General features: G+C 63.8%; 30 protein-coding genes and 1 tRNA gene. 18 read left to right on the top strand and 13 right to left on the bottom strand.

Annotation, left to right across the window (positions count from 1 at the left end):
* Nucleotides 1–95 precede the first annotated feature (95 nt).
* On the bottom strand, nucleotides 96–998 hold the full coding sequence (locus NKH42_RS07860) for a LysR family transcriptional regulator (RefSeq protein ID WP_352687351.1): 903 nt from the start codon (nucleotides 996–998) through the stop codon (nucleotides 96–98).
* Between the two features lie 97 nt (nucleotides 999–1,095).
* On the opposite strand from NKH42_RS07860, the gene NKH42_RS07865 reads away from it, so the two are divergent.
* Nucleotides 1,096–1,944 (top strand): SDR family oxidoreductase, encoded by an 849-nt coding sequence (locus tag NKH42_RS07865; RefSeq protein WP_352649277.1) that lies wholly within the window; start codon nucleotides 1,096–1,098, stop codon nucleotides 1,942–1,944.
* A gap of 109 nt (nucleotides 1,945–2,053) precedes the next feature.
* Nucleotides 2,054–2,476 (top strand): RidA family protein, encoded by a 423-nt coding sequence (locus NKH42_RS07870; protein WP_352687352.1) that lies wholly within the window; start codon nucleotides 2,054–2,056, stop codon nucleotides 2,474–2,476.
* 315 nt (nucleotides 2,477–2,791) lie between these two features.
* On the opposite strand, the gene NKH42_RS07875 is transcribed toward NKH42_RS07870, so the two are convergent.
* Nucleotides 2,792–2,868: transfer RNA gene (locus NKH42_RS07875), tRNA-Arg, on the bottom strand.
* A gap of 47 nt (nucleotides 2,869–2,915) precedes the next feature.
* Nucleotides 2,916–3,608, bottom strand: coding sequence for a winged helix-turn-helix transcriptional regulator (locus NKH42_RS07880; RefSeq protein ID WP_352505059.1), 693 nt, complete (start codon nucleotides 3,606–3,608; stop codon nucleotides 2,916–2,918).
* Nucleotides 3,609–3,782: 174 nt separating this feature from the next.
* Between NKH42_RS07880 and NKH42_RS07885 the strand changes: the two genes are divergently transcribed.
* The 3 genes from NKH42_RS07885 to NKH42_RS07895 all read left to right on the top strand — a co-directional run bounded on the left by NKH42_RS07885 (nucleotide 3,783) and on the right by NKH42_RS07895 (nucleotide 5,172).
* Nucleotides 3,783–4,109 (top strand): DUF1330 domain-containing protein, encoded by a 327-nt coding sequence (locus tag NKH42_RS07885; protein ID WP_023677873.1) that lies wholly within the window; start codon nucleotides 3,783–3,785, stop codon nucleotides 4,107–4,109.
* A gap of 121 nt (nucleotides 4,110–4,230) precedes the next feature.
* A complete protein-coding gene (locus tag NKH42_RS07890; protein WP_352574899.1) occupies nucleotides 4,231–4,761 on the top strand; it encodes a hypothetical protein in 531 nt (176 codons plus the stop codon).
* 120 nt (nucleotides 4,762–4,881) lie between these two features.
* Nucleotides 4,882–5,172 carry a hypothetical protein gene (locus NKH42_RS07895; RefSeq protein WP_352505060.1) on the top strand — a complete coding sequence of 97 codons (291 nt, stop codon included), beginning with the start codon at nucleotides 4,882–4,884 and terminating at the stop codon, nucleotides 5,170–5,172.
* Nucleotides 5,173–5,187: 15 nt separating this feature from the next.
* Here NKH42_RS07895 and NKH42_RS07900 read toward each other — a convergent pair whose 3' ends face one another.
* The gene (locus tag NKH42_RS07900; protein WP_352505061.1) at nucleotides 5,188–6,351 is read right to left on the bottom strand and encodes a M20 aminoacylase family protein; all 1,164 of its coding nucleotides are present in this window, start codon (nucleotides 6,349–6,351) and stop codon (nucleotides 5,188–5,190) included.
* A gap of 270 nt (nucleotides 6,352–6,621) precedes the next feature.
* On the opposite strand from NKH42_RS07900, the gene NKH42_RS07905 reads away from it, so the two are divergent.
* Both NKH42_RS07905 and NKH42_RS07910 read left to right on the top strand, forming a co-directional pair.
* Nucleotides 6,622–7,800, top strand: a complete 1,179-nt coding sequence (locus NKH42_RS07905; RefSeq protein ID WP_352505154.1) for a D-alanyl-D-alanine carboxypeptidase family protein — start codon at nucleotides 6,622–6,624, stop codon at nucleotides 7,798–7,800.
* Between the two features lie 4 nt (nucleotides 7,801–7,804).
* A complete protein-coding gene (locus tag NKH42_RS07910; protein WP_352505062.1) occupies nucleotides 7,805–8,959 on the top strand; it encodes a CobW family GTP-binding protein in 1,155 nt (384 codons plus the stop codon).
* A gap of 167 nt (nucleotides 8,960–9,126) precedes the next feature.
* Here NKH42_RS07910 and NKH42_RS07915 read toward each other — a convergent pair whose 3' ends face one another.
* The 5 genes from NKH42_RS07915 to NKH42_RS07935 form a co-directional block, all read right to left on the bottom strand.
* Nucleotides 9,127–9,396 carry a sulfurtransferase TusA family protein gene (locus tag NKH42_RS07915; protein ID WP_352505063.1) on the bottom strand — a complete coding sequence of 90 codons (270 nt, stop codon included), beginning with the start codon at nucleotides 9,394–9,396 and terminating at the stop codon, nucleotides 9,127–9,129.
* Nucleotides 9,397–9,401: 5 nt separating this feature from the next.
* Entirely contained in the window at nucleotides 9,402–10,727 is a 1,326-nt protein-coding gene (locus NKH42_RS07920) for a L,D-transpeptidase family protein (RefSeq protein ID WP_352505155.1), read from the bottom strand.
* Between the two features lie 211 nt (nucleotides 10,728–10,938).
* Complete coding sequence (locus NKH42_RS07925) at nucleotides 10,939–11,889, bottom strand: acetyl-CoA carboxylase carboxyltransferase subunit alpha (protein WP_352505064.1); 951 nt, start codon at nucleotides 11,887–11,889, stop codon at nucleotides 10,939–10,941.
* A 99-nt stretch (nucleotides 11,890–11,988) separates the two neighbouring features.
* On the bottom strand, nucleotides 11,989–12,906 hold the full coding sequence (locus tag NKH42_RS07930; RefSeq protein ID WP_352505065.1) for a site-specific tyrosine recombinase XerD: 918 nt from the start codon (nucleotides 12,904–12,906) through the stop codon (nucleotides 11,989–11,991).
* Nucleotides 12,903–13,052 (bottom strand): hypothetical protein, encoded by a 150-nt coding sequence (locus NKH42_RS07935; RefSeq protein ID WP_023677884.1) that lies wholly within the window; start codon nucleotides 13,050–13,052, stop codon nucleotides 12,903–12,905. Before NKH42_RS07935 ends, NKH42_RS07930 begins: the two co-directional genes overlap by 4 nt.
* A 158-nt stretch (nucleotides 13,053–13,210) precedes the next feature.
* Between NKH42_RS07935 and NKH42_RS07940 the strand changes: the two genes are divergently transcribed.
* The 4 genes from NKH42_RS07940 to NKH42_RS07955 are packed head-to-tail and all read left to right on the top strand — an operon-like array spanning nucleotide 13,211 to nucleotide 16,692.
* Nucleotides 13,211–13,813, top strand: a complete 603-nt coding sequence (locus NKH42_RS07940; RefSeq protein ID WP_352505066.1) for a shikimate kinase — start codon at nucleotides 13,211–13,213, stop codon at nucleotides 13,811–13,813.
* Nucleotides 13,810–14,952: a 3-dehydroquinate synthase gene (gene aroB / locus NKH42_RS07945; RefSeq protein ID WP_352476243.1), complete on the top strand. Its 1,143-nt coding sequence runs from the start codon at nucleotides 13,810–13,812 to the stop codon at nucleotides 14,950–14,952. The genes NKH42_RS07940 and aroB overlap by 4 nt, the downstream gene beginning before the upstream one ends.
* Nucleotides 14,949–15,845 (top strand): HlyC/CorC family transporter, encoded by an 897-nt coding sequence (locus tag NKH42_RS07950; protein ID WP_352505067.1) that lies wholly within the window; start codon nucleotides 14,949–14,951, stop codon nucleotides 15,843–15,845. Before aroB ends, NKH42_RS07950 begins: the two co-directional genes overlap by 4 nt.
* Nucleotides 15,846–15,885: 40 nt before the next feature.
* On the top strand, nucleotides 15,886–16,692 hold the full coding sequence (locus NKH42_RS07955; protein ID WP_352505068.1) for an alpha/beta hydrolase: 807 nt from the start codon (nucleotides 15,886–15,888) through the stop codon (nucleotides 16,690–16,692).
* Between the two features lies 1 nt (nucleotide 16,693).
* On the opposite strand, the gene NKH42_RS07960 is transcribed toward NKH42_RS07955, so the two are convergent.
* On the bottom strand, nucleotides 16,694–16,996 hold the full coding sequence (locus tag NKH42_RS07960) for a BolA family protein (RefSeq protein ID WP_352687354.1): 303 nt from the start codon (nucleotides 16,994–16,996) through the stop codon (nucleotides 16,694–16,696).
* 133 nt (nucleotides 16,997–17,129) lie between these two features.
* Between NKH42_RS07960 and NKH42_RS07965 the strand changes: the two genes are divergently transcribed.
* The 6 genes from NKH42_RS07965 to NKH42_RS07990 all read left to right on the top strand — a co-directional run bounded on the left by NKH42_RS07965 (nucleotide 17,130) and on the right by NKH42_RS07990 (nucleotide 22,852).
* Complete coding sequence (locus tag NKH42_RS07965; protein WP_254816626.1) at nucleotides 17,130–17,759, top strand: J domain-containing protein; 630 nt, start codon at nucleotides 17,130–17,132, stop codon at nucleotides 17,757–17,759.
* A gap of 122 nt (nucleotides 17,760–17,881) precedes the next feature.
* Nucleotides 17,882–18,868 (top strand): cobaltochelatase subunit CobS, encoded by a 987-nt coding sequence (gene cobS, locus NKH42_RS07970; protein ID WP_352505069.1) that lies wholly within the window; start codon nucleotides 17,882–17,884, stop codon nucleotides 18,866–18,868.
* A gap of 11 nt (nucleotides 18,869–18,879) precedes the next feature.
* Nucleotides 18,880–20,778 carry a cobaltochelatase subunit CobT gene (gene cobT, locus NKH42_RS07975; RefSeq protein ID WP_352505070.1) on the top strand — a complete coding sequence of 633 codons (1,899 nt, stop codon included), beginning with the start codon at nucleotides 18,880–18,882 and terminating at the stop codon, nucleotides 20,776–20,778.
* A complete protein-coding gene (locus tag NKH42_RS07980; RefSeq protein WP_352687356.1) occupies nucleotides 20,775–21,800 on the top strand; it encodes an esterase-like activity of phytase family protein in 1,026 nt (341 codons plus the stop codon). Before cobT ends, NKH42_RS07980 begins: the two co-directional genes overlap by 4 nt.
* A gap of 201 nt (nucleotides 21,801–22,001) precedes the next feature.
* A complete protein-coding gene (locus NKH42_RS07985; RefSeq protein WP_352687410.1) occupies nucleotides 22,002–22,370 on the top strand; it encodes an ArsR/SmtB family transcription factor in 369 nt (122 codons plus the stop codon).
* Entirely contained in the window at nucleotides 22,367–22,852 is a 486-nt protein-coding gene (locus tag NKH42_RS07990) for an SRPBCC family protein (RefSeq protein WP_352687358.1), read from the top strand. Before NKH42_RS07985 ends, NKH42_RS07990 begins: the two co-directional genes overlap by 4 nt.
* A 56-nt stretch (nucleotides 22,853–22,908) precedes the next feature.
* Here the strand turns inward: NKH42_RS07990 and NKH42_RS07995 are convergent, their stop codons facing one another.
* From NKH42_RS07995 to rpmB, 3 genes are all read right to left on the bottom strand, one after another.
* Entirely contained in the window at nucleotides 22,909–23,583 is a 675-nt protein-coding gene (locus tag NKH42_RS07995) for a spermidine synthase (protein ID WP_352751177.1), read from the bottom strand.
* A 76-nt stretch (nucleotides 23,584–23,659) separates the two neighbouring features.
* Entirely contained in the window at nucleotides 23,660–24,340 is a 681-nt protein-coding gene (locus tag NKH42_RS08000) for a queuosine precursor transporter (RefSeq protein WP_352505074.1), read from the bottom strand.
* 81 nt (nucleotides 24,341–24,421) lie between these two features.
* Nucleotides 24,422–24,718: a 50S ribosomal protein L28 gene (gene rpmB, locus NKH42_RS08005; RefSeq protein ID WP_352505075.1), complete on the bottom strand. Its 297-nt coding sequence runs from the start codon at nucleotides 24,716–24,718 to the stop codon at nucleotides 24,422–24,424.
* Between the two features lie 600 nt (nucleotides 24,719–25,318).
* On the opposite strand from rpmB, the gene NKH42_RS08010 reads away from it, so the two are divergent.
* Nucleotides 25,319–26,110, top strand: coding sequence for a DUF3108 domain-containing protein (locus tag NKH42_RS08010; protein WP_352649297.1), 792 nt, complete (start codon nucleotides 25,319–25,321; stop codon nucleotides 26,108–26,110).
* Nucleotides 26,111–26,133: the final 23 nt, after the last annotated feature.

Consider the following 26,133-nt stretch of genomic DNA (forward strand, 5'->3'; position numbering starts at 1 on the left):
ACTAACTTCAGACGCGTATGGCCAAGGAACCGGTGGCGAGGTTAGCTTTGTCCGCAGAGCGGCTGTTCCGCGCGAGGGCGTCGTTTGTGATCCAGTTAAGGTTCTTTCTTCCGCAGGTCTTTGACTACGTCGAGAAAAGCTCGCAGTGCGGGCGGTACGGCTCGATGTCCGGGGTAGTAGACCGCAACTTCTTCCGGTGCTGGCGTCCACGCGGTCAGGACCTTGCGCAGCCGGCCATCGGACAACGCCGCTTCGGCGGCCCAATCCGCCACATAGGCGATGCCCAGACCCCCTATTGCAGCTTCGACCATCAGTTCCTCGTCATCAAGGACGATGGGGCCGTTTGCCCCGATCACCAGTTCCTGGCCTGCGCGTTCGAACTCCCATCGATAGAGCTTGCCGCTGGGCATACGGTGGCCGATGCAATGGTGGCGTTGCAATTCCTCGGGCGTTCCCGGCTCCCCGAAGCGATCGAGATAGGCGGGCGACGCGATACAGATGAACGTCAACGCGCGTGCAAACGGCACGGCGATCATGTCTTTGGGAATTGATGTGATGAGGCGTACGCCGGCATCGAACCCGCTGGACACGATATCGATGAGCTGCCCCTCGACGACGATGTCCACGGTCACGTCCGGATGGCGCTCCGCCACCTGCGGAAGGACCCGGCGAACGAGAAGCCCGGCCACCAATCGCGGTGCGTTGATGCGGACCGTGCCCGCGACATTGCCCCGGAACCCCGCGACGCTGTCGAGCGCCTCGTCCAGCGAGGCGAGCGCCGGCTGAAGACGGTCGAGCAACCGGAACCCGGCTTCTGTCGGCGAGACGCTGCGTGTGGTGCGGTTCAGAAGTCGCACGCCCATGCGTTCCTCGAGCGCACGCATCGCATGGCTCAATGTGGAAGGTGCCGTGCCGATCTCGTCCGCTGCGCGGCGGAAGCTGCGATGTGTGGCAACGGTGACGAAGGCGGTGAGATCGTTGAGCGACGGGCGGGGCATTGATGGGGATTTTGCATTATCCCATGCCGATTTCAACGGCTAATGCGCGCAATGCGACTGCCCTATCTCCCGCCTGGATCAATTGGAGAAATGAGAAATGGAAAAGACCTGGCTCATAACGGGTGTGTCTTCTGGTCTAGGCCGGCTGCTGGCGGAGAAGGCCCTGATCAGGGGAGACCGCGTCGTCGGTGCCAGCCGCAGCGAGGACGCACTTCCCGACCTGCGTGCAAGTTACCCCGAACGGCTCCGCATCGTCGCAATGGACCTCAAGGACCAGAGCTCGGTCCGCGCCGCGGTCGACCGCGCCTTCGCGGCATCCGCTCGGATCGACCTCGTCGTCAGCAATGCTGGCTATGGCCTCCTCGGCGCGGCTGAAGAGGCTGGCGATGTGCAGGTCCGGGACATCATCGACACCAATCTCATCGGCTCGATCGCACTCATCCGGGCGGCGGTGCCGCATCTGCGCAGCCAGGGTGGCGGCCGGATTTTACAGGTATCGAGCGAGGGAGGCCAGATCGCCTATCCGGCTTTCAGCCTCTATCACGCGACCAAGTGGGGTATCGAGGGATTCGTCGAGTCCGTGGCGCAGGAGGCTGCTCCCTTCGGCATCGAATTCAGCCTTGTGGAACCTGGGCCGGCGCGGACCGGGTTCGGCGGCAATCTCGCGCGGACCAAGCCGCTCGCGGCCTATGAGGGAACACCCGCCGGTCAGATCCGCGAGGCGCTGGGTGTCTCATGGGTGATCAAGGGCGACCCCGACCGCATGACGGACGCAATGATCCGGCTTGCCGATCAGGATGGTCCACTCCCGAAACGGCTGGTGCTTGGTGCCGAGGCCTATGCCGGCATCCGCAAGGCACTCGGCGGGCGCATCGAGGAGCTCGACCGGCAGAAGGACATCGCGGTTGCGGCGGATTTCACCGACGAGGAGCTGGCGCGGCTGTGACCCAACCTGTGCCGCCGATCCAGAGCCGCAGGCCACCGGCATGCAGCTCCGCCCGTTGATGCCCCAGGCTCCGGCCCGGCGCCGTTATTAAGACAGAAAGGAATACGAAATGCCTGCACGTGACGCCATTTTCCCGGCCAAACGCCACGCGTTATACGATATTCATCGATATTCCGCGGCCATTCGCTCTGGCGATCTTCTCTTCGTGTCGGGTCAGGTCGGGAGCCGTGAGGACGGCTCGCCTGAGCCCGTATTCGAGGATCAGGTTCGGCGGGCCTTCGCCAATATGCGTGAGGTCTTGGCCGCCGCCGGGTGTAGCTTCGATGACGTTGTCGACGTCACCACCTTCCACACCAACCCGGACGAACAGATCGAAACGGTGCTGGCTGTCCGCGCGGAAGAGATCGGCGCACCTCCCTACCCGAACTGGACGGCAGTGGGCGTCAATTGGCTCGCGGGTTTCGATTTCGAGATCAAGGTCATCGCCCGCATCCCTTTGACGACAAGCGGTCAGCCAGCGGACAAGGGATGATCGTTCACCCTGCAATTTCTGCATCGGCGATTTGGGCCGGTTTCAGACCGTCCGGTCAAAGGAGCTGGTTCAAGGATAGCTGCCATTCAACTCCCAACCCGGAGCGGACGTTAACTCCAATCAGCCGCAAGGGAGTTTTGATGGGGCGATTGCTGTTATTGACCCGCCAAGCGTGATCGTCCCTTCGTGCGAACAGTAGACAATCCAATCAACTTTCTCAGAGGTCCAATAACCCTCGCCGCTCGTGCCATAGACGAGGTGCCGTACCAATTGGCAAAAAAGTACGGCACCAATTCACTAAGTTATTGAAAACTTTGGTGATCCCGACAGGAATCGAACCTGTGACCTACAGATTAGGAATCTGCCGCTCTATCCTACTGAGCTACGGGACCACGCGGCCCGACACATAACCGCTTCGGATCGTTTCGCCAAGAGGCAGTTAGGCCGCTCGCTTCGGCTCCACCGCGAACGGACTCAGGCCGAGCCAGGTCTGCATTTTGCGCGCGATATCCTGGTCGCCAGTCAAGATGACTTTCGGCCCGGCCTTCTCGACGGTGATCAGTCCCATCCAGATTTCGGTCATGGTGTGCAGGTCGGTCGAGACGTAGAGATCGACATCGAAGCCCGGGTCGTACCAGCAGAGGTCGACCTCGCCGTGCTTCTCGACGATCAGCCACCACGACCGTTTCGAGGCGGGGAGCTCCTGGTACAGAAATTGTATCACCGTGCGGCCATCGGGCAGCGGCGACGCATTGAGGTTGCGCCGCATGTCCCACATCAGCAGCGACGGATCGAGGTTCTTCAGCGACAACCGCGACTCGACCCATTTCTGCCCCCAAAAGCCCATCGCCTCGACAACGGAACGCAGATCCTTGCCTGCCTCGGTCATCCGGTATTCGAAGATGCCTTTCTCGCCGCGCACCTCCTTGCGCTCGACGATCCCGGCCAGCTCGAGCTCCTTGAGGCGTTGCGACAGAAGGGTCGGCGACATTTTGGGGACGCCGCGGCGCAGATCGTTGAAACGGGTCGAGCCCGCCACCAATTCGCGAAGCAGAACCATGGTCCAGCGGGTGCACAGCACCTCCGCGGCCATCGATAACGGGCAGAACTGTTTGTATCCGGACTGGGTCACGATGTTGCCTTCCCCTCAAACTCCGCCGGAACCATAGGCCTTTCCCAGCGACGCGGCGAGTACAGAAACTGTACCACACCAGTACAGATCGCGGACTGGCTGGCGCGACCCTTGCCGTGCGACCCCTCTGCCGCTGCACGGGATACCCCTGTGCACGACCAGGAGACATGACCCATGACCGCTTACGTTATCGCAGACATCAAGGTGAGGGACCCGAAGTGGATGCCGGCCTATGCCGCGTCGGTCCACGACCTCGTTCACAAGCACGGCGGCAGATATCTGTCGCGCAGCGGCAATGTGAAGACACTCGAAGGCAAGCCGCTCGACACGACGCTGATTGCCTTGATGGCGTTCCCGACCGAGGCAGCGGCGCGCGCCTTCACCGACGATCCTGCCTACGCACCGTTCGTTTCGGCCCGTCAGGGCGGCAGCGACAGCCGTTTCCAGCTGATCGACAACTCCGATCTGGCTGGGACGATCCCGTATCTGCCGAAGGGATGATCTTCCCCTGCATTCGTCGCATCGGGATAGGGATCTCCCAGCAACAACAGCCACAGCGCCCACCTGCCGGACCTCCTTACCTCCGGCGGCCAGCCGGGCTGTGCTTTTCAAGAAGAATGGAATGACTATGACAATCAACTTTCGCAATAGACTTCTCGCTGCCGCGGCGCTGCTGTCGGCCTGCACTGCGTTGGCGCAGGCGCATCAGGCAGCGCCCGCGTCCGGTCCCAATCCGCTGGCCGACAAGGTACGCGCCGCCAACAGCCGCTTCGAGAATGTGGCGGCGGCGACCGCCGAGGGCTATGCGCCGATCCCCTGCGCCAGCGGCATCACCGGCGGCGCCATGGGCATCCACTACGTCAATCCCGGCTACCTCAAGGACGACGCTGTCGATGTCGCCAAGCCGGAAGCGGTGATGTACGAGCCGATGGCCGACGGCACGCTAAAACTGATCGCGGTCGAATACATCACCTCGAAAGGCCCGGCCTCGCTCGATGGGCATCTGTTCAACTTCAACAGCGCGCCCAATCGCTATGGCCTCGGTCCGTTCTATGAGCTGCATGTCTGGGCCTGGAAGGGCAACCCGACCGGCGCGTTCGCGGATATGAACCCGAACGTGTCGTGCGAACCGACGACTGCTGTCAGCCAGTAAGCAGCCGAGCCAGGCGGCGCCAACGCCGCCTGGCCGAATGTGGGAGCAGGCCCCAAAGAGGTCGGGATAGCGGAACTTTCGGGACGCCGGCGCGCTTTAGTGTCCCGAAGGAGACACCGCATGAGCGCCACCAAAGAGTTCTTTCAAACGTGGCTGCAGGAGAATGTCGGCAATTTGCCTGCCGAGAGCGAGGTGAGCGTCGCCGTTCTGGCGCAGCAATTCGAGCAGGACGCCGACGCTGCCGGCTATGGCCACGAGGTTCGCGAAGACGAACTCGGCAATATCCAGGAGGCGATCGAGGCAGCCCTGAAGAAGGCGAGGACAGGCGAAGAACCGCAACCCGCCGACGACAACGAGCTGGCGCCGGTCATGGAAGCGCTGGAGGTCGAGGATCCGAAGAGCGGGCCGTAAGCCAATGCCGAACGGCTACGCCGCCAGCGCTGTTTCCGCCAGCTTCACCCAATAGCTCATGCCGTGCGGGATGACCTCGTCGTTGAAGTCGTAGGCTGGGTTGTGCAGGCCGGCGGTATCGCCATTGCCGATGAAGATGAAGGCGCCCGGCCGCGCTTCAAGCATGTAGGAGAAATCCTCGCCGCCCATCACCGGCTGGATCGCGCGGTGCACATAGCTGTCGCCGGCGACGTCGGCCGCGATGTCGCTGGCAAAGACCGTCTCTTCCGGATGGTTGAAGGTGACCGGGTAATTGGCATTGTAATCAACCTCGATTGTCGCGCCGAAGGCAGCGCCCAGGCCTTGGCAAAGCGCGCGGATGCGCTCTTCGGCCTTCTTGGCGACCTCCTTCTTCAGCGTGCGTACGGTGCCGGCGATCTCGGCGGTCTCGGGAATGACGTTATAGGCATCGCCGGCGTGGAATTTCGTCACCGAGACGACCACCGCCTCGACCGGATCGGTGCTGCGCGAGGCGATCGTCTGCAATGCGCCGACGAGTTGGCTGGTGATGACGATCGGATCGATGGTGCCGTGCGGCATCGCCGCGTGGCCGCCCCGGCCCTTGACGGTGATGGTGAATTCGGCGGTCGCCGCCATGATCGGGCCCGGCCTGATGGCGAACTGGCCGACCGGCAGGCCCGGCATGTTGTGCATGCCGAAAACCTTGGAGATACCGAAGCGCTCCATCATACCGTCCTTGACCATCTCGTTGCCGCCGCCGCCGCCCTCTTCGGCCGGCTGGAAGATGACCGCGACGGAGCCGGCGAAATTGCGCGTTTCGGCGAGGTATTTGGCGGCACCCAACAGCATCGCGGTGTGGCCGTCATGACCGCAGGCGTGCATCTTGCCGGGGACGGTCGAGGCATAGGATTTGCCGGTGATCTCGTTGAGCGGCAGGGCATCCATGTCGGCGCGCAGGCCGATGGTCGAGCCTTCGCCGTGGCGGCCGCGGATGATGCCGACGACGCCGGTCTTGCCCAAACCCGTCACGATGTCGTCGCAGCCGAAAGCCTTCAGCTTCTCGGTGACGAAAGTGGCGGTCTTGAAGACGTCGAAATTCAGCTCCGGCGTCTGGTGCAAATGGCGGCGCCAGCCGGCCACCTCGTCCTGCATTTCGGCGGCTCGGTTCAGGATCGGCATGATGGTTCCATTTCGCTGTTGGAGCAGGCGGTCTTGGCCTGCTGCTTTGCAATTGTGCCTGTTGCCTTGCAACCATGCACGCTGCTTTGCATTGTGCTGCTGCTTCCACATTGTGATCGGCAGCACTTTGCCATGTTGACGTCACATAGAGTAAATAGCACCGCGACTGTGGTCCGGGAACAGAGGGCCGGACCATTATCCTGGCGATCGTGTAACGAAATCTTACGGAGCCAGGTGGGACTGCGGCAAGAGGCTATTTCGGTTTTCATGATGCGCTACAGGCATTTCCTCAAACTGTTGGTGGCGGGCACGGTGGCGCTTGCGTCGCTGGCCGGGCCTGCCTTGGCCAATCCGACAATCCTGTTCGACCTGAACAGCGGCAAGATCCTGCAGCACCAGGAGGCGTTCAGGCGCTGGTACCCGGCTTCGCTGACAAAGCTGATGACCGCCTATGTGGCGTTTCGTGCGATTGCCGCGGGTGAGGTCCAGCTCGATTCGCCGATCAAGGTGACGAAACATTCCGCCGGCGAGCCGCCGAGCAAGATGGGCTTCAAGCCGGGCTCGGTGATGCGGTTGGACAATGCGCTGAAGATGATGCTGGTCAAATCGGCCAACGATATCGCCATGGCGGTCGGCGAGAATATCGGCGGTTCGCAAGCGGCTTTCGCCGAACGCATGAACGCCGAAGCGCAGAGGCTCGGCATGAGCGGGTCCCATTTCGTCAATCCGAACGGGCTCTATTCGCCGGACCAGTATACGACAGCGCGCGATCTCGCTTTGCTGGTGATGGCGATTCGCAAGGAATTTCCGCAATATGCCCCCTGGTTCTCGATCGAAGGCCTTGCCGTCGGCAAGAAGGCGATCTCCAACTACAACCTGCTGATCGGCCGCTATCCGGGTGCCGACGGCATGAAGACGGGTTTCGTCTGCTCGTCCGGGTTCAACATGGTCGGCTCGGCGACCCGCAACGGCCGCACCCTGGTCGCCGTGGTGCTCGGCGAGCAATCGGCCGTCACCCGCGCCGAGGCGGCGGCAAAATTGCTCGACCAGGGCTTTGCAACGCCGGCGCCGAGCTGGCTGACGGTAGCGGCGCTGCCCGCCTATGGCGACACCATGTCGGCCAACGACATGAATGACGAAATCTGCAAGAAGAAGCCGGTCGATGAGCAGTCGGAAACCGCACCCGCCGTCGGCGACAAGGGCAAGGACGTGCCGAAATCGCCCTATCAGGAAAAGCTCGACCATGTACCGACGCTGATCGCCGTCGGCCTTGGCGGCGCCACGGGACCGAAGCCGAAGGCGATGCTCGACGCCTCCGGGCAGGAATATGCCGACGTGCCGCTGCCGACATGGCGGCCGGACCGGGCGCCGCCGGCCGGCGCCGAGCCAGTTGTGGCCGGATCCGCCACCGCCGCGCAGGTCCAGCAGCCGGCCAAGGCGCTGAACTAGCCGCATGGCCGGCTTCCCGATCCCCGTTTCGGTGCTCACCGGCTTTCTCGGTGCCGGCAAGACGACGCTGCTCAACCGGCTGCTGCGGGATCCCGCGCTCGCCGACACCGCCGTCATCATCAACGAGTTCGGCGAGGTGGCGATCGACCATCTCCTGGTCGAGCAGGCCTCCGACGGCATCATCCAGCTCTCCGACGGCTGTCTCTGCTGCACGGTGCGGGGCGAGCTGGTCGACACGCTGGCTGACCTCGTCGACCGCCTGCAGACCGGCCGCATCGACCGGCTTGCCCGCGTCGTCGTCGAGACCACCGGGCTCGCCGATCCCGCCCCCGTGCTGCAGTCGATCATGGCGCATCCGGCCCTGGTCCAGGCCTTCCGGCTCGACGGCGTCATCACCCTGGTCGACGCCGTCAACGGCAATGCGGCGCTCGATGCCCATGTCGAGGCGGTGAAGCAGGTGGCGGTCGCCGACCGTATCGTGCTCAGCAAGGCCGACCTGGCCACGGATGCAGGCGATGTCGAGGCGTTGCGGGCGCGGCTCAGGCAGCTCAACCCGGGCGCCGTGGTGCTCGACGCGAGTCAGGCAAGCGCCGCGACTCTGTTCGATTGCGGCCTCTACAATCCGGCCACCAAATCGGTCGATGTGCAGCGTTGGCTGGGCGAAGAAGCCGGCGACGACCATGACCATAGCCGGCATGACCACAGCGGGCATGATGACGACGGGCATCATGACGACGGGCATGACGGTGGCGATCACCATCACCATGATCATGGTCATGGCCATAGGCACGATTCCCGCGTGCGTTCGCATTCGTTGGTTCACGACGGGCCGGTGCCGTTTTCGGCAATCGAGATGTTCCTCGATCTGCTGCGCTCGGCGCATGGCGAGCGCCTGTTGCGGATGAAGGGCGTCATCGAGCTTGCAGAAGACCCGTCGCGGCCGCTGGTTATCCATGGCGTGCAGAAGATCCTGCATCCGCCGGTGCAACTGCCGGCCTGGCCGGACAGCCAGCGCGGCACCAGGCTGGTGCTGATCACGCTCGACATGCCGGAAGACTATGTCCGCCGGCTGTTCGCCGCCTTCACCAACCAGCCGTCGATCGACACGCCGGACCGGGCGGCACTGGAGAGCAATCCGCTGGCCATCGCCGGGCGGTGAAGCGGCTGATCTCCCCCCTCGAGGGGGAGATGGCCGGCAGGCCAGAGGGGGTTGCCGCGCGTGAAGCGCCAACTTTCTCTTTGGTCGTACATGGCGTCGCGCCAGCCGAGGCAACCCCCTCTGTCGCCTTCGGCGACATCTCCCCCTCGAGGGGGGAGATCACGCGCTCAGCCGCGCTCGACCAGGAAGCGGTGGCCGGCTGACATCGCCGTTGTCTCGACCAGCCGATGGCCGCTCTCGGCGCAGAAGGCGGGAATGTCGATGACGGCGAGGGGGTCGGTGGTTTCGAGCCACAGGCGGCTGCCCGGCTGCATTGTGGCCAGGCGCTTTTTTGCCTTGAGCACGGGCAACGGGCAGTTCAGGCCTTTGAGGTCGTAGACGGCGGCGGGGCTGGTTGAGGGCCTCTCTTCTTGGCCCCCATCTTCTTGTTCAAGCATGAAGTTCAGCCGCCAAACATGCCGAGCAGCTTTTTCTTCAACCTTGTCGCCGTGCTTTCGGCGTCCGCAGCCTGCGTTTCGACTGCCGGGGCGGCGTCCGATGGCGCTACGGTGGCAGTGGCGACAGGCATCTCTGCGGCGGTCTTGGCAGCTTCCTTTTCGGCGAGCGCCTGGGCTTTGGCAGCTTCCTTCTCGGCCAAGGCCTGTGCCTTGGCTGCCGCTTTCGCTGCCTTCGCCGCTTCTATCGCGGCAAGCCGCTGTTCCTCGGCCTTCTGCTTGGCAGCCTTTTCGGCGTCGAGGGCCGCCATCTTGCGGCCCGCCGGCGAATCGATGCGGCCCATGCGCGCCGTTTCGGCCACCGTGCCGTCCGGGTTGAGCGAGGGCGGCTCGATCGGAACGCGTTCGCCGCGGGCACGCCGCTTCGACCAGTCGGAAACGATGCTGGCTTCCTTGATCCCGGCGATGGTCGGCTTGGGTGCCGGCACGCTGGCCTTGACGGCGCCGTTGAAGGCCGCCTCATAGGTGCTTTGATAGGCGTTGATGGCGCTCTTCAGCGAATCGGGCTGGGTGGTCGCAGGGCAAGCGCCGGTCGGATTGAAGGTCGAGCCGTCGGCCGCAACCTGGTTGAAGACGTAGCGCTTCTCGCAGACGTCGACTTTCGGCGGCACCTTGGTGACCTCGAAATTGTCGTAGCCGACCTTCAGCATCTTCCAGAATTCGTAGTTCGGGTCGTTGCGATAGCGCGCCATGTTGGCGGCGGTCATGCGGAACGGAAAAGCCTGGATCTGGAACTCGGTCTGGCCGCCCTGGAAGGCGTCGCGGCCGAAAGCGTAAATCTGCTCGATCTGCGCGTCGGTCATCGAATAGCAGCCGGACGACGAGCAGGCGCCATGGACCATCAGGTTGGAACCCGTGCGGCCATTAGCGCGGTCATAGGCGTTCGGGTAGCCGATGTTGAAAGACAGGTGGTAATTCGACCGCGGGTTCATCTGTGCCGGGCGGACCGTGTAAAAGCCTTCCGGCGCCTGGCGGTCGCCTTCGGTGAATTTTGGCCCGAGCTTGCCTGACCATTTGCAGATGTCGTAGCTGGCGACCAGGTCGTAGCGGCCGTTGGTCTTGGCCTTCCAGATTTCGAGCTTGCCTTCTTCCTTGAAGATGCGGGCCATCACCGAAGAGGTGCGGACCATGCCCTTGGCTTTCATCTCGGCCAGGATCTTGTCCGGCAGCGGTTTGTTGGCTTGCGGCGCAAAATCCTTCATCGAAGCGTCATTGCAGCCGGCGACGCCGATCGCAGCGATCAGAACTCCGGTGCGGGCAAGCTTGGCAAACATGGATATGGCTATCGTCTTCATCTCTGCGCCGCGGATGCCGCAGCTGCTAAACCGACCGCTGACGGACCTTAAGCCTGTTAACCTTGAAAATTCCTTACCGCAATCAAGCGGCGCGTCCCCTTGCGTTAAGCTCACTGAGCCGAATGCGGCGGCATTTTTGTGGCGAAACTGGTTCACGCCGCCACATTTCGGGTCGCGTGCCTGCCGGATGTTACAGATTGCGGCCCATCGCCAGGTATTTCTCGCGGCGATGCTCGCGGAAGTCGGTGTTGGCGCCGGAGAATTCATTCATCGTCCTGGCGATGAGGTCGCCGGTGGCGGCAATCACCGTTTCGGGGGCGCGATGGGCACCGCCGAGCGGCTCGGCAATGATGGCGTCGATGATCTTCAGCTCCAGCAGGTCCTGCGCCGTGATCTTCATGTTGGTCGCCGCGTCCTTGGACCGCGTGGTGTCGCGCCACAGAATCGAGGCTGCGCCCTCCGGCGAGATCACCGAATAGATGGCGTGTTCGAGCATGTAGACGCGGTTGGCGGTGGCGATTGCTATGGCGCCGCCCGAGCCGCCTTCGCCGATCACCACCGAGATCGACGGCACCTTCAGGCCAAGGCAGGCCGAAGTCGAGCGGGCGATGGCTTCCGCCTGGCCGCGCTCTTCGGCGTTGACGCCGGGATAGGCGCCGGCCGTGTCGACCAGCGTCAGCAGCGGGATCTGGAAGCGGTCGGCGAGTTCCATCAGCCGCACCGCCTTGCGGTAGCCCTCCGGCCGCACCGAGCCGAAATTATGCTTCAGCCGGCTTGCCGTGTCGGAACCCTTCTCCTGGCCGATGATCGCCACCGGCTCGCCGCGGAAGCGGGCGAAGCCGCCGACGATCGCCTGGTCCTCGCCGAAATTGCGGTCGCCGGCGAGCGGCGTGAAATCGGTAAGCAGGCCCTTGATGTAGTCGATGCAATGCGGCCTGTCCGGATGGCGCGCCACCTGCACCTTCTGCCACGGCGACAGCGCCTTGTAGGCGTCGCGCAGCGCATCGCGCGAGCGCTTCTCGAGACGGGCGATCTCATCGCCGACATCGACCGCCTCGCCGTTCTCGGCAAGCTTCTTCAGCTCAAGGATCTTGCCTTCGAGATCCTGCACAGGCTTTTCGAAATCGAGGTAATTGTACATTCTTGGGCGGACCGGCAAGTCGGAAGGCAATGACTGACGCAAGCCTGAAAATGCAGGCTGGGCGCGGTGGAACGTCGTTCTCACATAGCGACATGACGCCTAGTCGGCAAGCGGATGATGATCGTTGACCAGACGCACCAGCCGCTCCTCCAGCACATGCGTGTAGATCTGCGTCGTTGAAATATCGGCATGGCCGAGCAACTGCTGCACGGCCCTGAGATCAGCGCCGTTCTGCAAGAGATGGCTGGCGAAAGCATGGCGCAGCACATGCGGCGATATCTTCGCCGCGGCAATGCCGGCCCGAGCGCCAAGCCCTTTCAGCTCGCGGGCAAAGACCTGTCTCGAGAGATAGCCGCTGTCGGAGGCAGCCGGAAACAGGAACGGGCTGTCGGCAAGAGCCGGCACCGCCCCCCGTGCGGCAAGCCATGTCCGCATCGCGGTGCGCGCCTTGGCCGACAGCGGCACCATGCGCTCCTTGTTGCCCTTGCCGCGGACCATGAAGAAGCGGTCGTCGCGCTGTGCCACCGTCACGGGAAGGCCGACCAGCTCCGAAACGCGCAAGCCGGTGGCGTAGAGCACCTCGACCAGCGCGTGCAGGCGCAGCGCCGCCAGCCTGTCGCCGTCATGCATGGAGGGGTCCATCGCCTCCTGCGCCGCGCGGTCGAGCAGCCGGCCGGTATCGGCCTCGCTCATCGTCTTAGGCAGCGGCCGGCCTTTCTTCGGACTGTCCAGCGTGCCGGTCGGATCGTCACCGCGCAGGCCTTCGGCGTAGAGGAACTGGAAGAACTGCCGGATCGCCGACAATTTGCGCGCCTGCGAGCTGGCGGCAAAGCCGCGCGCGGCGATGTCGTCGAGATAGGCACGGATGTCGGCGCTGGTGGCAGCGGCAAGCCCACCGCCGATCCCGGCGGAAGCGTCTTCGAGGTCGCGGCGGTAGGAGGAAAGCGTGTTTTCGGCCGCGCCGCGCTCGGCGCTCATCATCTCCAGGAAGGCTTCGATGCGGGCGGCGCTGTTCATTTTTTGGGATTGAGCTTTTCCGGAGGGATACGCACGCTCATTTCCGCCTTTCTCGGCTCGACGAACATGACCAGGGCGAACATCGCGCCATAGACAATGCCGGCCAGAATCGCGAGCGTCACGACAAAGCGAAACAGTGTTGGCATTAATTTTCGCCCGTCGTCTTATTCTGCATTTCCAACCCTGTGCCCTTATGAGACGCCAATCCGGCCAATTCAAGGGTGAAGCCCATAGTCCCGGTTGCGCCGCGCTTGACGCAAACAGGCTTTTGATGTCGATACGCCGCCAAAGAGGCCCTAGAAGCATGAACGCGCTACCAGCAAATCCTCCGGGCGAGAGCCATGCCGCGCTGCTCGGCCGGCTGGGCGGCCGTTCCATCGTCTTTGTCGGGCTGATGGGCGCCGGCAAGACGGCGATCGGCCGCAAGGTGGCGGCGATGCTGGCACTACCCTTCATCGACAGCGACCAGGAGATCGAAACTGTTTCGCGCATGAGCGTCCCGGACCTGTTCGAGCGCTATGGCGAGGCGGAGTTCCGAGCACTGGAGCAGCGCGTCATCCTGCGTGTGCTGGAGCACGGGCCGCAGGTGCTGTCGACCGGCGGCGGCGCCTTCATGAACGCGCAGACGCGCGAGGCGATCGCCAGCCATGGCGTTTCGGTTTGGCTGAAAGCCGAGATCGACCTGTTGATGGAGCGCGTTTCCAAGAAACAGAACCGGCCGCTGCTGAAAAGCGCCGATCCACGCGCCGTGCTGGAACGGCTGATGGCGGAACGCTACCCGGTTTATGCCGCGGCCGATGTCATCGTGCCGACCCGCGACGACCGCAAGGAGATCATTGCCGCCGAAGTGGTGGACGCGCTGCGCGGCCATCTCGGCATTGCCGACATTGACGAGGTGCGGTCGTGAGCGCTGATGCAACGGTCTCTGTCGAAGTCGGGCTTGGCGAGCGTGCCTACGATATTTTGATCGGTCCCGGCCTGCTGTCACGCGCCGGCGCCGAGATTTCGCGCCGTCTGCCGGGGACGCGGGCGGCGGTCGTCACCGACGAAAACGTCGCGGCCGCGCATCTCGCGACGCTTGCGGCCGGCCTGGCAAGCGGTGGCATCCAACATGCCGTCATCACGTTGCCGCCAGGCGAAAAGACCAAGAGCTTTGCGCATCTCGAAGAGGTGGTCGATGGCGTGTTGGCCGCCAAGCTGGAGCGCGGCGACGTCGTCATCGCGCTCGGCGGCGGCGTCATCGGCGACCTGGCCGGCTTTGCCGCCGGCATCGCGCGGCGCGGCATGAATTTCGTGCAGGTTCCGACCTCGCTGCTGGCGCAGGTCGATTCCTCCGTCGGCGGCAAGACCGGCATCAACAGCAAGCGCGGCAAGAACCTCGTCGGGGTGTTCCACCAGCCCAAGCTGGTGCTGGCCGATACCGAAGTGCTCGACACGCTGCCGATCCGCGAGTTTCGCGCCGGCTATGCCGAACTGGCCAAATACGGGCTGATCGACCGGCCGGAGTTCTTCGCCTGGCTGGAAGAAAACTGGCGCCAAGTGTTTGCCGGCGGGCCGGAGCGGGCTGCGGCCATCGCCGAGGCCTGTCGTGCCAAGGCCGACGTCGTTGCCCGCGACGAGTTCGAGACCGGCGACCGCGCCCTGCTCAATCTCGGCCACACCTTCGGCCATGCACTGGAGGCGGCGACCGGCTATGACGGCGCACGGCTCGTGCATGGCGAAGGCGTCGCCATCGGCATGGCGCTGGCGCACCGCTTTTCCTCAAGGCTCAATTTGGCGAGCCCCGACGATGCGGCGCGCGTCGAGGCGCATCTTCGCGCCGTCGGCCTACCCTGGCGCATGGCCGACATTCCGGGCGAATTGCCCGACGCCGAGCAGCTGTTCTCCTTCATCACCCAGGACAAGAAGGTGTCGCGCGGCGCGCTGACCTTCATCCTGACGCGCGGCGTCGGACAGGCCTTCATCGCCAGGGATGTGCCGGCCTCGGAAGTGCTGGCGTTCCTCAGGGAGAACCATCCGGGTCGGCAGGAAAGCCGCCCGGGATGAGTCAGGCCGGCTGGATCGCGGCTGCAGTGCTCGCCGGCCTAGGCCTGCTGGGCTTCGTCCTGCGCCGGCACCTGCTCGCCGCCTTCGGCTATGAGCTGCAGCGCATCGAGCCGCAGCGCTCGGCGCGCGAGGAACTGCGCGGCGCCGTCGACGATTTCCGCCGCGACGGCCAGGTGGTGCGCGAGGACCGCGCCCGCATCGGCGGCCTGTTCGACCTCGAGGAGCTCGAAGTGTCGGACGTCATGGTCCACCGCACCAATATGCGCTCGGTCAATGCCGATGACCCGCCCGAAGCGGTGGTTCGCGAGATCCTGCAGAGCCCGCACACCCGCATGCCGTTGTGGAAGGGTTCGCTCGACAACATTGTTGGCGTGCTGCACGCGAAGGATCTGCTGCGCGCGCTGAACGAGGTCGGCAACGATTTCTCCCGGATCGACGTGATGAAGATCGCATCTAAACCGTGGTTCGTGCCCGACACCACGACGCTGCAGGAGCAGCTCAACGCCTTCCTGCGCCGCAAGGCGCATTTCGCCATCGTCGTCGACGAATATGGCGAGGTCGAAGGGCTGGTGACGCTGGAGGACATCATCGAGGAGATCGTCGGCGAGATCGCCGACGAGCACGATATCGACATCCAGGGTGTCAAGCAGGAGGCCGACGGCTCCGTCGTCGTCGACGGCACGGTGCCGATCCGCGACCTGAACCGGGCGCTCGACTGGCACCTGCCGGACGAGGAAGCCACCACCATTGCCGGCCTCGTTATCCACGAGGCGCAGTCGATCCCGGACGAAAAGCAGGCCTTTACGTTTCACGGCAAGCGCTTCGTCGTCATGAAGCGCGACAAGAACCGAATCGCGCGGCTGAGGATCAAGCCGGTAATGCTTGGCGAATGACAGCGCGCATCTTGCGGCACCTGTGGGCGGTCAGGAGTCTATGACAATCGATCGGCGAAGCCTGCTTCTGGTGTCGATGGCGGCGCTGTTGCCGGGGCAGGCGGCGGCATTGCGGCTGCGTTCGCCGTCGCCCGAAACCTTCGACTATGGGCCGGCCAAGCTCGACATCTATTCCCGCGACGGCGCAAGCGGCCTGCCGGTCGTCTTCTTCGTCCATGGCGGCGCCTGGCGGGTCGGCAGTCGCGGCAACGTCAATGCCAAGCCGCAATTCCTGCTCGACAATGGCTTCTGCTTCGTCTCGATCGACTACCGGATGCTGCCCGAGGCCGACGTCGCCACCCAGGCGGCGGATGTCGAACTGGCCTATCGCTACGTCCGCGCCAACATCGCCAGGCATGGCGGCGATCCGGACCGGATCGTCGCGATGGGCCATTCGGCCGGCTGCCATCTCGTCGCATTGACCGGCCTGCGCGGCGGCCTGCCCGGGGTCGCGGCGCTGGTCCTCGACGACACCAGGGCTTACGACCTGGAGGCATTGGCCAGGAGCGGCGGCATGGCAGGGGTCTATGCCCGCGCCTTTCCCGATCCGGCGCAGTGGCGCGCGCTGTCGCCTGTCACCTATGTGGAAGGCCGCAAGCACCCGCCGACCTTCATCGCCCATTCACGGGCGAAAGCCCGCGCGGCGGACGCGGAGGCCTTCGCCGGGCGTCTGCGCGCCACCGGAACCAGGGTCACGCTGTTCGACGGCAGCGCCTATTCGCACATGTCGATCAATCGCGACTTCGGCACCGAAGGCGATGCATTGACCACAGCGGTGATGGCCTTCTTGAGGTCGAGCGTCGGCTGATCTACCAGCGGGTCTTTTCGCCGGGCGCCGCCGGCTCGATCGCCAGGGCATGCACGCCGGACTTCAACTCCTCGGCCAGCAGATCGTTGACGGCGCGGTGACGCTCGACGCGGCTCATGCCGGCAAAGGCTGGCGCGACGATGCGGATGCGGAAATGCGTCTCGCCGGCGCCGTCGAAGGCAGCGTGATGGCCGGAATCCGCGTGATGATGACCGGCATGGAGATGGCTTTCGTTGATGACGTCCAGCCGTTCCGGCGAAAACGCCTTTTTCAGCTTATCTTCCATCGTTGCCTGTATGGACATCGTCGCTTCCCTTCACCACATCTATGTCATCGCACAAAATTCGCCATTCGCCGGTTTTATGCCGCGATTCAGCGGTTAGGGCGATCATCGCGAAAATGTCAATTCTTGTTTCGCATCCGCGAACGGCCCATAAATGGGTGAGATGAAGCCGTACCCAAAATATTTCGAGAAGATTCGCATCCGCCCGGAGAAGGACGCGGAGCTGAAGTCGCGTTCGCCGATCTGCCAATGGGATGGCTGCAAGGAGGCCGGTACCCACCGCGCGCCGGTCGGGCGGATGAAGGAAGGCGAGTATTTCCAGTTCTGCTTCGACCATGTGCGCGAGTACAACAAGGGCTTCAATTATTTCTCGGGCGTTCCGGATACCGAGATCGCGCGCTTCCAGAAGGAAGCCATGACCGGCCACCGGCCGACCTGGAAAATGGGCGTCAACGGCGCCTCGACACGCTCCTCGCCCGACTTCGCCCAGGCGCGTTCCGGCCGTGCCGGCTACTACAATCGCATGCGCGATCCCTTCGACCTGTTCAAAGGCCCGAAGGACCCGCGCGAAGCACGCGAGCGCAAGGCCAAGCCGCTTGAGGCCAAGGCACTGGAAACGCTTGGCCTTGATACAAAGGCAAGTGGCAAGGATATCAAGGCGCGCTATAAGGAACTTGTGAAACGCCACCATCCGGATGCGAATGGCGGCGACAGAGGTTCGGAAGACCGGTTCCGCGATGTGCTCCAGGCGTATCGCGTGCTCAAGCAGGCAGGTTTGTGCTGAGCGACCTTACGGTTCGTGTCGCTTTCCAACTTTCATAGGGTTGGAAAAGGCTCTAAGACCGCCCCCGAACAAAATCGATTGCCAGCGAAACGCGGCGTTTCGCTTGTGGAGACGTGATAGAGATGAACAAGGTCGATCGCGACATCGCCAACCTGCCCGACACCACGGTGTCGGTGAAGGAGACATTCGGCTTCGACTCCAAGATGGTGGTGCCGGCCTATTCGGTGACGAGCGAGCATGTGCCCGACATCGATCCGGACTACCTGTTCGACAAGAACACGACGATGGCGATCCTCGCCGGCTTTGCCTATAACCGCCGCGTCATGGTGTCGGGCTATCACGGCACCGGCAAGTCGACGCATATCGAGCAGGTCGCCGCCCGCCTCAACTGGCCTTGCGTGCGTGTCAACCTCGACAGCCATGTCAGCCGTATCGATCTCGTCGGCAAGGATGCCATCGTCGTCAAGGAAGGGCTGCAGATCACCGAATTCCGCGACGGCATCCTGCCCTGGGCCTATCAGCACAATGTCGCGCTGTGCTTCGACGAGTACGATGCCGGCCGCCCGGACGTGATGTTCGTCATCCAGCGCGTGCTGGAATCGTCGGGCCGGCTGACGCTGCTCGACCAGAGCCGGGTTATCCGCCCGCATCCGGCCTTCCGGCTGTTTTCGACCGCGAATACGGTCGGGCTCGGCGACACCACAGGCCTCTACCACGGCACCCAGCAGATCAACCAGGCGCAGATGGACCGCTGGTCGATCGTCACTACGCTGAACTATTTGCCGCACGACAATGAAGTGAACATCGTGCTGGCCAAGGCCAAGCATTATCGCGACGGCAAGGGCAAGGAGATCGTCAACAAGATGGTTCGTGTCGCCGACATGACGCGCTCGGCCTTCATCAACGGCGATTTGTCGACGGTTATGAGCCCGCGCACGGTTATCACCTGGGCCGAGAATGCCGAAATCTTCGGCAATATCGGCATGGCGTTCCGGCTGACCTTCCTCAATAAATGCGACGAGCTGGAACGCTCGCTGGTCGCCGAGTTCTACCAGCGCGCCTTCGGCGAAGATTTGCCGGAATCGGCGGCGAATGTGGTGCTGGGCTAAGCAGAGTCTCGATGGCGGGTCCGGGCGACAACACACGAAACAAATCCAAGACCGGCGCTGAGGCCGACAGCTTCAAGCGCGCGGTTACCGTCTGCATGCGCGCCATCGCCGGCGACAAGGATCTCGAGGTCGGTTTCGCCAAGGACCGGCCGGCGCTGGCCGGCAGTCGCGCCCGGCTGCCCGAACTGCCGAAGAAGGCATCGAAGGCGGATATCGCCATTACCCGCGGGCTCGGCGATTCCATGGCGCTGAAGCGCGCCTGCCATGATACGCGCATCCACACCAGGCTGGCGCCGGAAGGCAAACAGGCCCGCGCCATCTACGACGCGGTCGAGCAGGCCCGGGTCGAGGCGATCGGCAGCCGCGCCATGCAGGGCGTTGCCGACAATATCGGCTCGATGCTCGAGGACAAATACGCCAGGGCCAACCTCGCCGACGTCAAGGACAAGGCCGACGCGCCGATCGAGGAGGCGCTGGCGCTGATGGTGCGCGAAAAGCTGACCGGCCGCACTGTGCCGAAGAGCGGCGAACGGCTGGTCGATCTCTGGCGCCCCTGGGTCGAGGAAAAAGCCAGTGCCGATCTGGACGGGCTGTCGGCAAAGCTCGACGACCAGCAGGCGTTCGCCCGCGTCGTGCGCGAGATGCTCGCCTCCATGGAAATGGCGGAGGAGCTCGGCGACGACCAGGAGACGGAAGACTCCGAGGACAACGACGAAAACCAGCCGCAAGGCGAGGAGCAGAGCGAGGAGGGCGGCGAAGACGATTCGGGCTCCGAGCAGTCGCAGTCCGAGGATACCGAGGCATCGTCGGACGACGAGCAATCGGCCGAGACGGAAGCCTCCGACGCCACCGCCGAGGATCTCTCCGACGATGACGACGCCGATGCGGAGACGCCCGGCGAGGCGCGCCGCAACGACAATCCCTTCACCAATCTGCCGAAAGAGATCGACTACAAGGTCTTCACCACGGCCTTCGACGAGACCGTTGGTGCGGAGGAACTGTGCGAGGAGGAGGAGCTCGACCGACTGCGCGCCTTCCTCGACAAGCAGCTCGCCAACCTTTCCGGCGTCGTCGGGCGGCTGGCCAACCGGCTGCAGCGCCGCCTGATGGCGCAGCAGAACCGCTCCTGGGATTTCGACCTCGAAGAAGGCTATCTCGATCCGGCACGGCTGGTGCGCGTCGTCATCGACCCGATGCAGCCTCTGTCCTTCAAGCAGGAGCGCGATACCAAATTCCGCGACACGGTGGTGTCGCTGGTGCTCGACAATTCGGGTTCGATGCGCGGCCGGCCGATCACGGTCGCCGCGACCTGCGCCGACATCCTGGCGCGCACGCTGGAACGCTGCGGCGTCTCGGTCGAAATCCTCGGCTTCACCACCCGCGCCTGGAAGGGCGGGCAGGCGCGCGAGAAATGGCTGAAGGAAGGCAAACCGCCGAACCCCGGCCGGCTCAACGATCTGCGCCACATCATCTACAAATCCGCCGACCACCCGTGGCGGCGGGCGCGCCGCAATCTCGGGCTGATGATGCGCGAGGGCCTGCTCAAGGAAAACATCGACGGCGAGGCGCTGCTGTGGGCGCACAACCGGCTGATCGCGCGGCCGGAGCAGCGCAAGATCCTGATGATGATCTCGGACGGGGCGCCGGTCGACGATTCGACGCTGTCGGTCAATCCGGGCAATTATCTCGAGCGGCATCTGCGCGCCATCATCGAGCTCATCGAGACGCGCTCGCCTGTCGAGCTTTTGGCCATCGGCATCGGCCACGACGTCACCCGCTACTATCGCCGCGCCGTCACCATCGTCGATGCCGAAGAACTGGCCGGCGCCATGACCGAGCAGCTGGCCTCGCTGTTCGCCGAGGAAACCGTGCGGGACACGCGGCGCGGCGGCATGCGGCGCGCCGGATGATTTTTTCCCGCGGCGGCTTTTGGCAGAAGCTTTTGGCCGCCAGTGCGTTGTTAGGCATCAGTTTGGCGCCGGCTATCGCTGCCGGCCTGGCCTCGGTCGAGCCGGCCGAAATCTCGGCACGGCCGATCAGCGAATTCCATATCGGCCGGCCGGACAAACAGTTCGGGCCGCTCGAATTCGTCGGCGGGCTCGAAATGACCTCGTCGACGCGCGATTTCGGCGCGCTCTCGGCGCTTCGGTTCCTCAAGCCCGGCAGCGATTTCATCGGCGTTGCCGACACCGGCTTCTGGTTCTTCGGCACCCTCGTCCACGATGCCGAGAAGCGGCCTTCCGGCATCCAGAATTTTCGCATGCAGCAGATGGTCGATGCGGCCGGCCAGTCGATCGACGAGAAATGGGCGGTCGATGCCGAAGGCCTCGCGGTCAAGGACGGTATTGCCACGGTCGGTTTCGAGGGCGATCACCGTATCGCAGAGTTCAAGATCGATCCGGACGGCATGAAGGTGCCGTTCAGGCAATTGGACTTCCTGATCCCAGCCTGGGAACTTCGCCGCAATCGCGGCTTTGAGACCGTCACCCGCGCCAGTCCCAACGGGCAGCACGCGGGCGGACTGGTCGTGGTGTCGGAAAAGAGCCTCGACAAGGCCGGCAACATCTTTGCCGCGATCATCGAAGGGCCGCACAAGGGCGTCTTCACCGTCAAGCGCAATGGCGATTTCGACATCACCGACGGCGCCTTCCTGCCGGACGGCGACCTGTTGCTTCTGGAGCGCAGTTTTTCGATGGCCGGCGGCGTCAAGATGCGGCTGCGGCGCATCTATGGCGAAGGCGTCGAGAAGGGCGCCGTCGCCGACGGGCCGGTGCTGCTCGAAGCCGACATGGGCTACCAGATCGACAACATGGAAGCGCTCGACGTCTGGACCCGCGACGATGGCGCGCTGATCGTGTCGCTGATGTCCGATGACAACCACTCGATCCTGCAGCGCAATCTTTACCTGGAATTTGTGCTGCACGAGGATTGACGCGCGACCGGCCTGCTGGCTGACAGCATCGCTGGCGTTTCCGCGCCGTTTTGCAGCGCAGGCAATTTCCCTTGCAATTTCCCCTGGCGATTTTCTCTGGCAATGACCCGCGTCGCGGGTTTTCCAGCCGGCTCTCACCATTTGCAAAAATACTTTAGTCGTGACTTGACAGTTGGTGTCATCGGCGAAATACTCAAGTCCATGCTTAAGTATTCCGAGATCGACAGCATCCTGCGGGCTCTTGCCGAGCCGACGCGCCGGGCAATCCTGGAAAGGCTGAGCCGCGGGCCGGCCACCGTCAGCCAGTTGGCGGAGCCGTTCGGCATGACCTTCGCCGCCGTGCTCCAGCACCTCCAGGCGCTGGAAGCGTGCGGGCTGATCCGCAGCGAGAAGGTCGGACGCGTGCGCACCTGCCGGATCGAGCCCGGCGGGCTAGCCCCGCTCGCCGACTGGATCGCCGCGCGCCGTACGCCCGCCGAACGCCAGCTCGACCGTCTCGGCCAGATCCTGGCGGAGACTGACCAACCGAAAGCAACACTCCACGAGCAGGAAAAGGACGACAAGAAATGAACCAGATTGCCCCGGTTAACGACGAGCACTCCGTCATCCATTCGACCTTCACGATCGAGCGGACCTATCCGCAATCGCCCGAGAGCGTCTTCTTCGCCTTTGCCGACAAGGCGACGGTGCGGCGCTGGCGCGTCGAAGGCGACGGGTTCACCATCGCCGAATTCACCTTCGATTTCCGTGTCGGCGGTGGCGAGGTTTCGCGGTTCAGCTACCAGGGCGGCCCGGAGATCAGGCTCGATGCGCAGTTCCAGGACATCGTCCCTGACCGGCGCATCGTATTTTCATACCGGATGGCGGTCGGGGCGCAGCCGCTGTCGGCGTCGCTCACCACGGTCGAGCTTGCACCTTCCGGCGAGGGCACCCGCCTGACCTATACCGAACAGGGTGCGTTCTTCGATGGCGTCGATTCAGCGCAAGGGCGCGAGGAGGGCACACGCGGGCTGCTGCAGGCGCTCGCCGCCGAGCTTCAGAAGGCGAAGTAGAGGTTCGTCGGCGTGGCGGGCGGTGACCACAAGGCCCGCCCGGATTGCGAGGTGGCCTATTGCCCCTTGGTCGCGAGCCAGACGATGTGACGGGCGCCGCGCTTGCCGTGAGCCCGCACCTTGACCTCCTCGACCGTGAAGCCGGCCTGCTTGAGCCTTCGGGTGAAGCCTGCGTCAGGGCCCTGCGACCAGACCGCCAGCACACCGCCGGGCTTGAGAGCTGCTCTCGCGCTGATCAGGCCGGCTGCGCTGTAGAGCGCATCGTTGGCCTTGTAGACGATGCCCTCGGGGCCGTTGTCGACATCGAGCAGGATCGCGTCCCAGGTCGATGCTTGCGAACGGATGAGCTGACCGACATCGGCCTCGCGAATGCCGACACGCCGGTCGTCAAGGCAACCGTCGAAAACTTCGGCCATCAGGCCGCGCGCCCAAATCACGACTGCCGGCACCAGTTCGGCAACGGCGACCTGCGCATCGTCGCCGAGCTCGGCCAGCGCCGCGCGCAAGGTAAAGCCGATGCCGAGGCCGCCGATCAGGATGTTCGGGGTCCGGCGGCCGGCAATCCTTTGGCAGGACAGTTTCGCCAGCGCCTCTTCGGAACCGCTGAGCCGGCTGTTCATCAGCTCGTTGGCGCCAAGCATGATCGAGAATTCGCCGCCGCGCCGCTTCAGGCGGAGTTCCCGTCCGCCGTCAGGCGTTTTTGCCGAATCAAGCTGGACCCAAGGGATCATGCTCGATAGCCTTTGAGCATGATCTTGTCCGAAAACCGGTTCCCACTTTTCGCTAACGCGGACCTTTGGTTCGGGATCATGCTGCCAGTGCCGGTTGGCTCCAGCGGGCGGCAAGCAGCCGGTAGGGGATCAGCGCCACCACCGCTATGACCAGCTTGACGCCGAGATCGCCGAGCGCCCAGGAAATCCAGCGCATCGTCTCGACCGGCAGCACGCCCATCAGCGGCGCGGTTTCCAGCGCAAAGCCGTCGTTGGGCCCGGCGAAGGCGAACGCCGCCGCGAAGGCGACGGTGAAAAACACCACCGTATCGAAAACGGAGCCGACCAGCGTGCCGACGATCGGCGCGCGCCACCAGCTCTGCCGGCGCAGCCGGTTGAATACGGTGACGTCGAGCAACTGCGCGGTGAGGAAGGCGGCGCCCGAGGCAGCGGCAATGCGCACCAGCCGGTCGGCGGCGGTCTCGAATTCGATCAGGCCGTGGCGAAACAGCAGCGGTGGGATGACGATCGAGCAGATCACCGCTGTCATGAAGCCGACAAAGACGATCCTGCGCGCCACCGCCGGCCCATAGCGGCGGTTGGCGAGATCGGTGACCAGGAAGGAGAACGGATAGGTGAAGGCGCCCCAGGTCAGGATGTCGGCCAGCGACAGCCCGCCGATTGAACCTTGCATCGGGAACTGCACGAGGATGTTCGAGGCCACGACGACGAGCGCCATGGCCGCCACGAAGGGCAGGTACCGCGAGAGGAAAATCATTTTTTTATCCTGGGTAATGGAACCAGCGGAACGCGATCCGGAGTTCGGACCCCGCCCTGGAAGGCGCTGCCGCCGAAAAACTCAGGCGGCCGGCTGCTCGGCGATCTTCTTGGCGATCTGCTTCTTCAATAGGCGGGCGCGCTGCGACAATTCCTTGGCATCGGCCTTGGCCAGGAAGGCGTCGAGGCCGCCGCGATGCTCGACCGAACGCAATGCGTTGGCCGAAATGCGCAGGCGCACGTTCTGGTTCAGCGCTTCCGAGATCAGCGTCACATTGACGAGATTGGGCAGGAAGCGACGCTTGGTCTTGTTGTTGGCGTGGCTCACATTGTTGCCGGACATGACTGCCTTGGCAGTGAGTTCGCAGGTGCGGGACATGGTTCTAACCTTCGGTTCTCGGTCCTGGCCAAACATTCGACCCGCGCCGGGTGGCGCGCGGTTTCGGTCAGGCGGCCTTATGGAAAAAGTTGGCGTTCCATAGTTGCATTTCGCCGAGGCGTCAAGCTTGGGGGTTGCTTCGGGGATGGGGAATCGCACTTTCGGAGTAGGTGTCGTCAGTGAAGCTGCTGATCGCCCTCTTCTGGAGGAGATATTGCTGTCCCGCAGTTCTCTCAAGACCTGGGTTCCTCGCCCACCGCATGATGGTTGCGCTCTCCCCACTTTCGTGGGGCGAGGAGCCCAAGCCGGAGTGAAGCCGCAACCCTTTCCCTCATCCGGGCCGAGGCAGATCCGCAAATTCGTCGATGGCCGCATTTTGTTCTTGCTTTGTGCCGGCAGCTATGCTACTAATTTAGGTATGGTGCTGATTCGCACCGACGACCCGCCCGCCGAGGCGGGTTTTTTTCTGGCCCTGGACCCTCCCCAGCGTTCCCTGCCGACGCCGCCTTTCACATTAAGGCCGGAATTCAGCCTATAAGCGGTCGCACAGGGACATGCCAGACCGGAGCCGCCCGTCCGGTCGACAACCAAGGACCCGCCATGCCTCGTTCTTTCCTCCATGCCCTGGTCGTGCTGATGGCCGTCGCGCTGTCGACGACGGTTTCGGCCGCTGAGCCGCAATCCTTCACGGGCGAGTATTCGGTATCGTTCCTCGGCCTTTCCGTGGCCAAAGCGAAATTCTCCAGCCATTACGAGGGCGACACCTATTCGATCGAGGGCAGCGTCTCCGCTGCCGGCCTCGCCACTTTGTTCGACGATACGCGAGGTACGATCTCGTCGAAGGGCAAGATTTCGGGCAAGCGGTTGCAGCCGCAAGCGTTCCACGCCGACTACACCTCCGGCAAGAAGGCATCGATGATCGACATCCGGTTTGCCAACGGCGTCGTCACCTCGACCAAGGTCGTGCCTGAGCCGAAGAAGCGCAATCCCAACAACTGGATACCGCTGGCCGGCAGCGATCTCGTATCGGTCCTCGACCCCATGGCCGCGACCGTCATCCATGCCGACAGCCTCGACCAGGTCTGCGGGCGCACGGTGAAGCTCTATGACGGCGAAATGCGGGCCGATCTCAAATTGACCTACGAGTCCAAAGGGTCGATTTCGGTGGCCGGCTACAAGGGCGATACGGTCACTTGCAGGCTGGGCTTCGAGCCGGTGGCCGGTTACCGCAAGAACCGCAAAGCGCTGAACTACCTGAAGAAACGCAGCCGCATCATGGTGACGTTTGCACCAGTCGGCCAAAGCGGCGTATATGCGCCGATCCGCGCCACGGTCAGCACGCAAATCGGTCCGTTGACGATCAGCGCGGAGCGGTTCGAAGCAAACGAATAGGCGTGATGGTGCGCCGCCAACGG

It is taken from the genome of Mesorhizobium sp. M1142 (assembly GCF_040318565.1).
Taxonomy (GTDB): Bacteria; Pseudomonadota; Alphaproteobacteria; order Rhizobiales; family Rhizobiaceae; genus Mesorhizobium.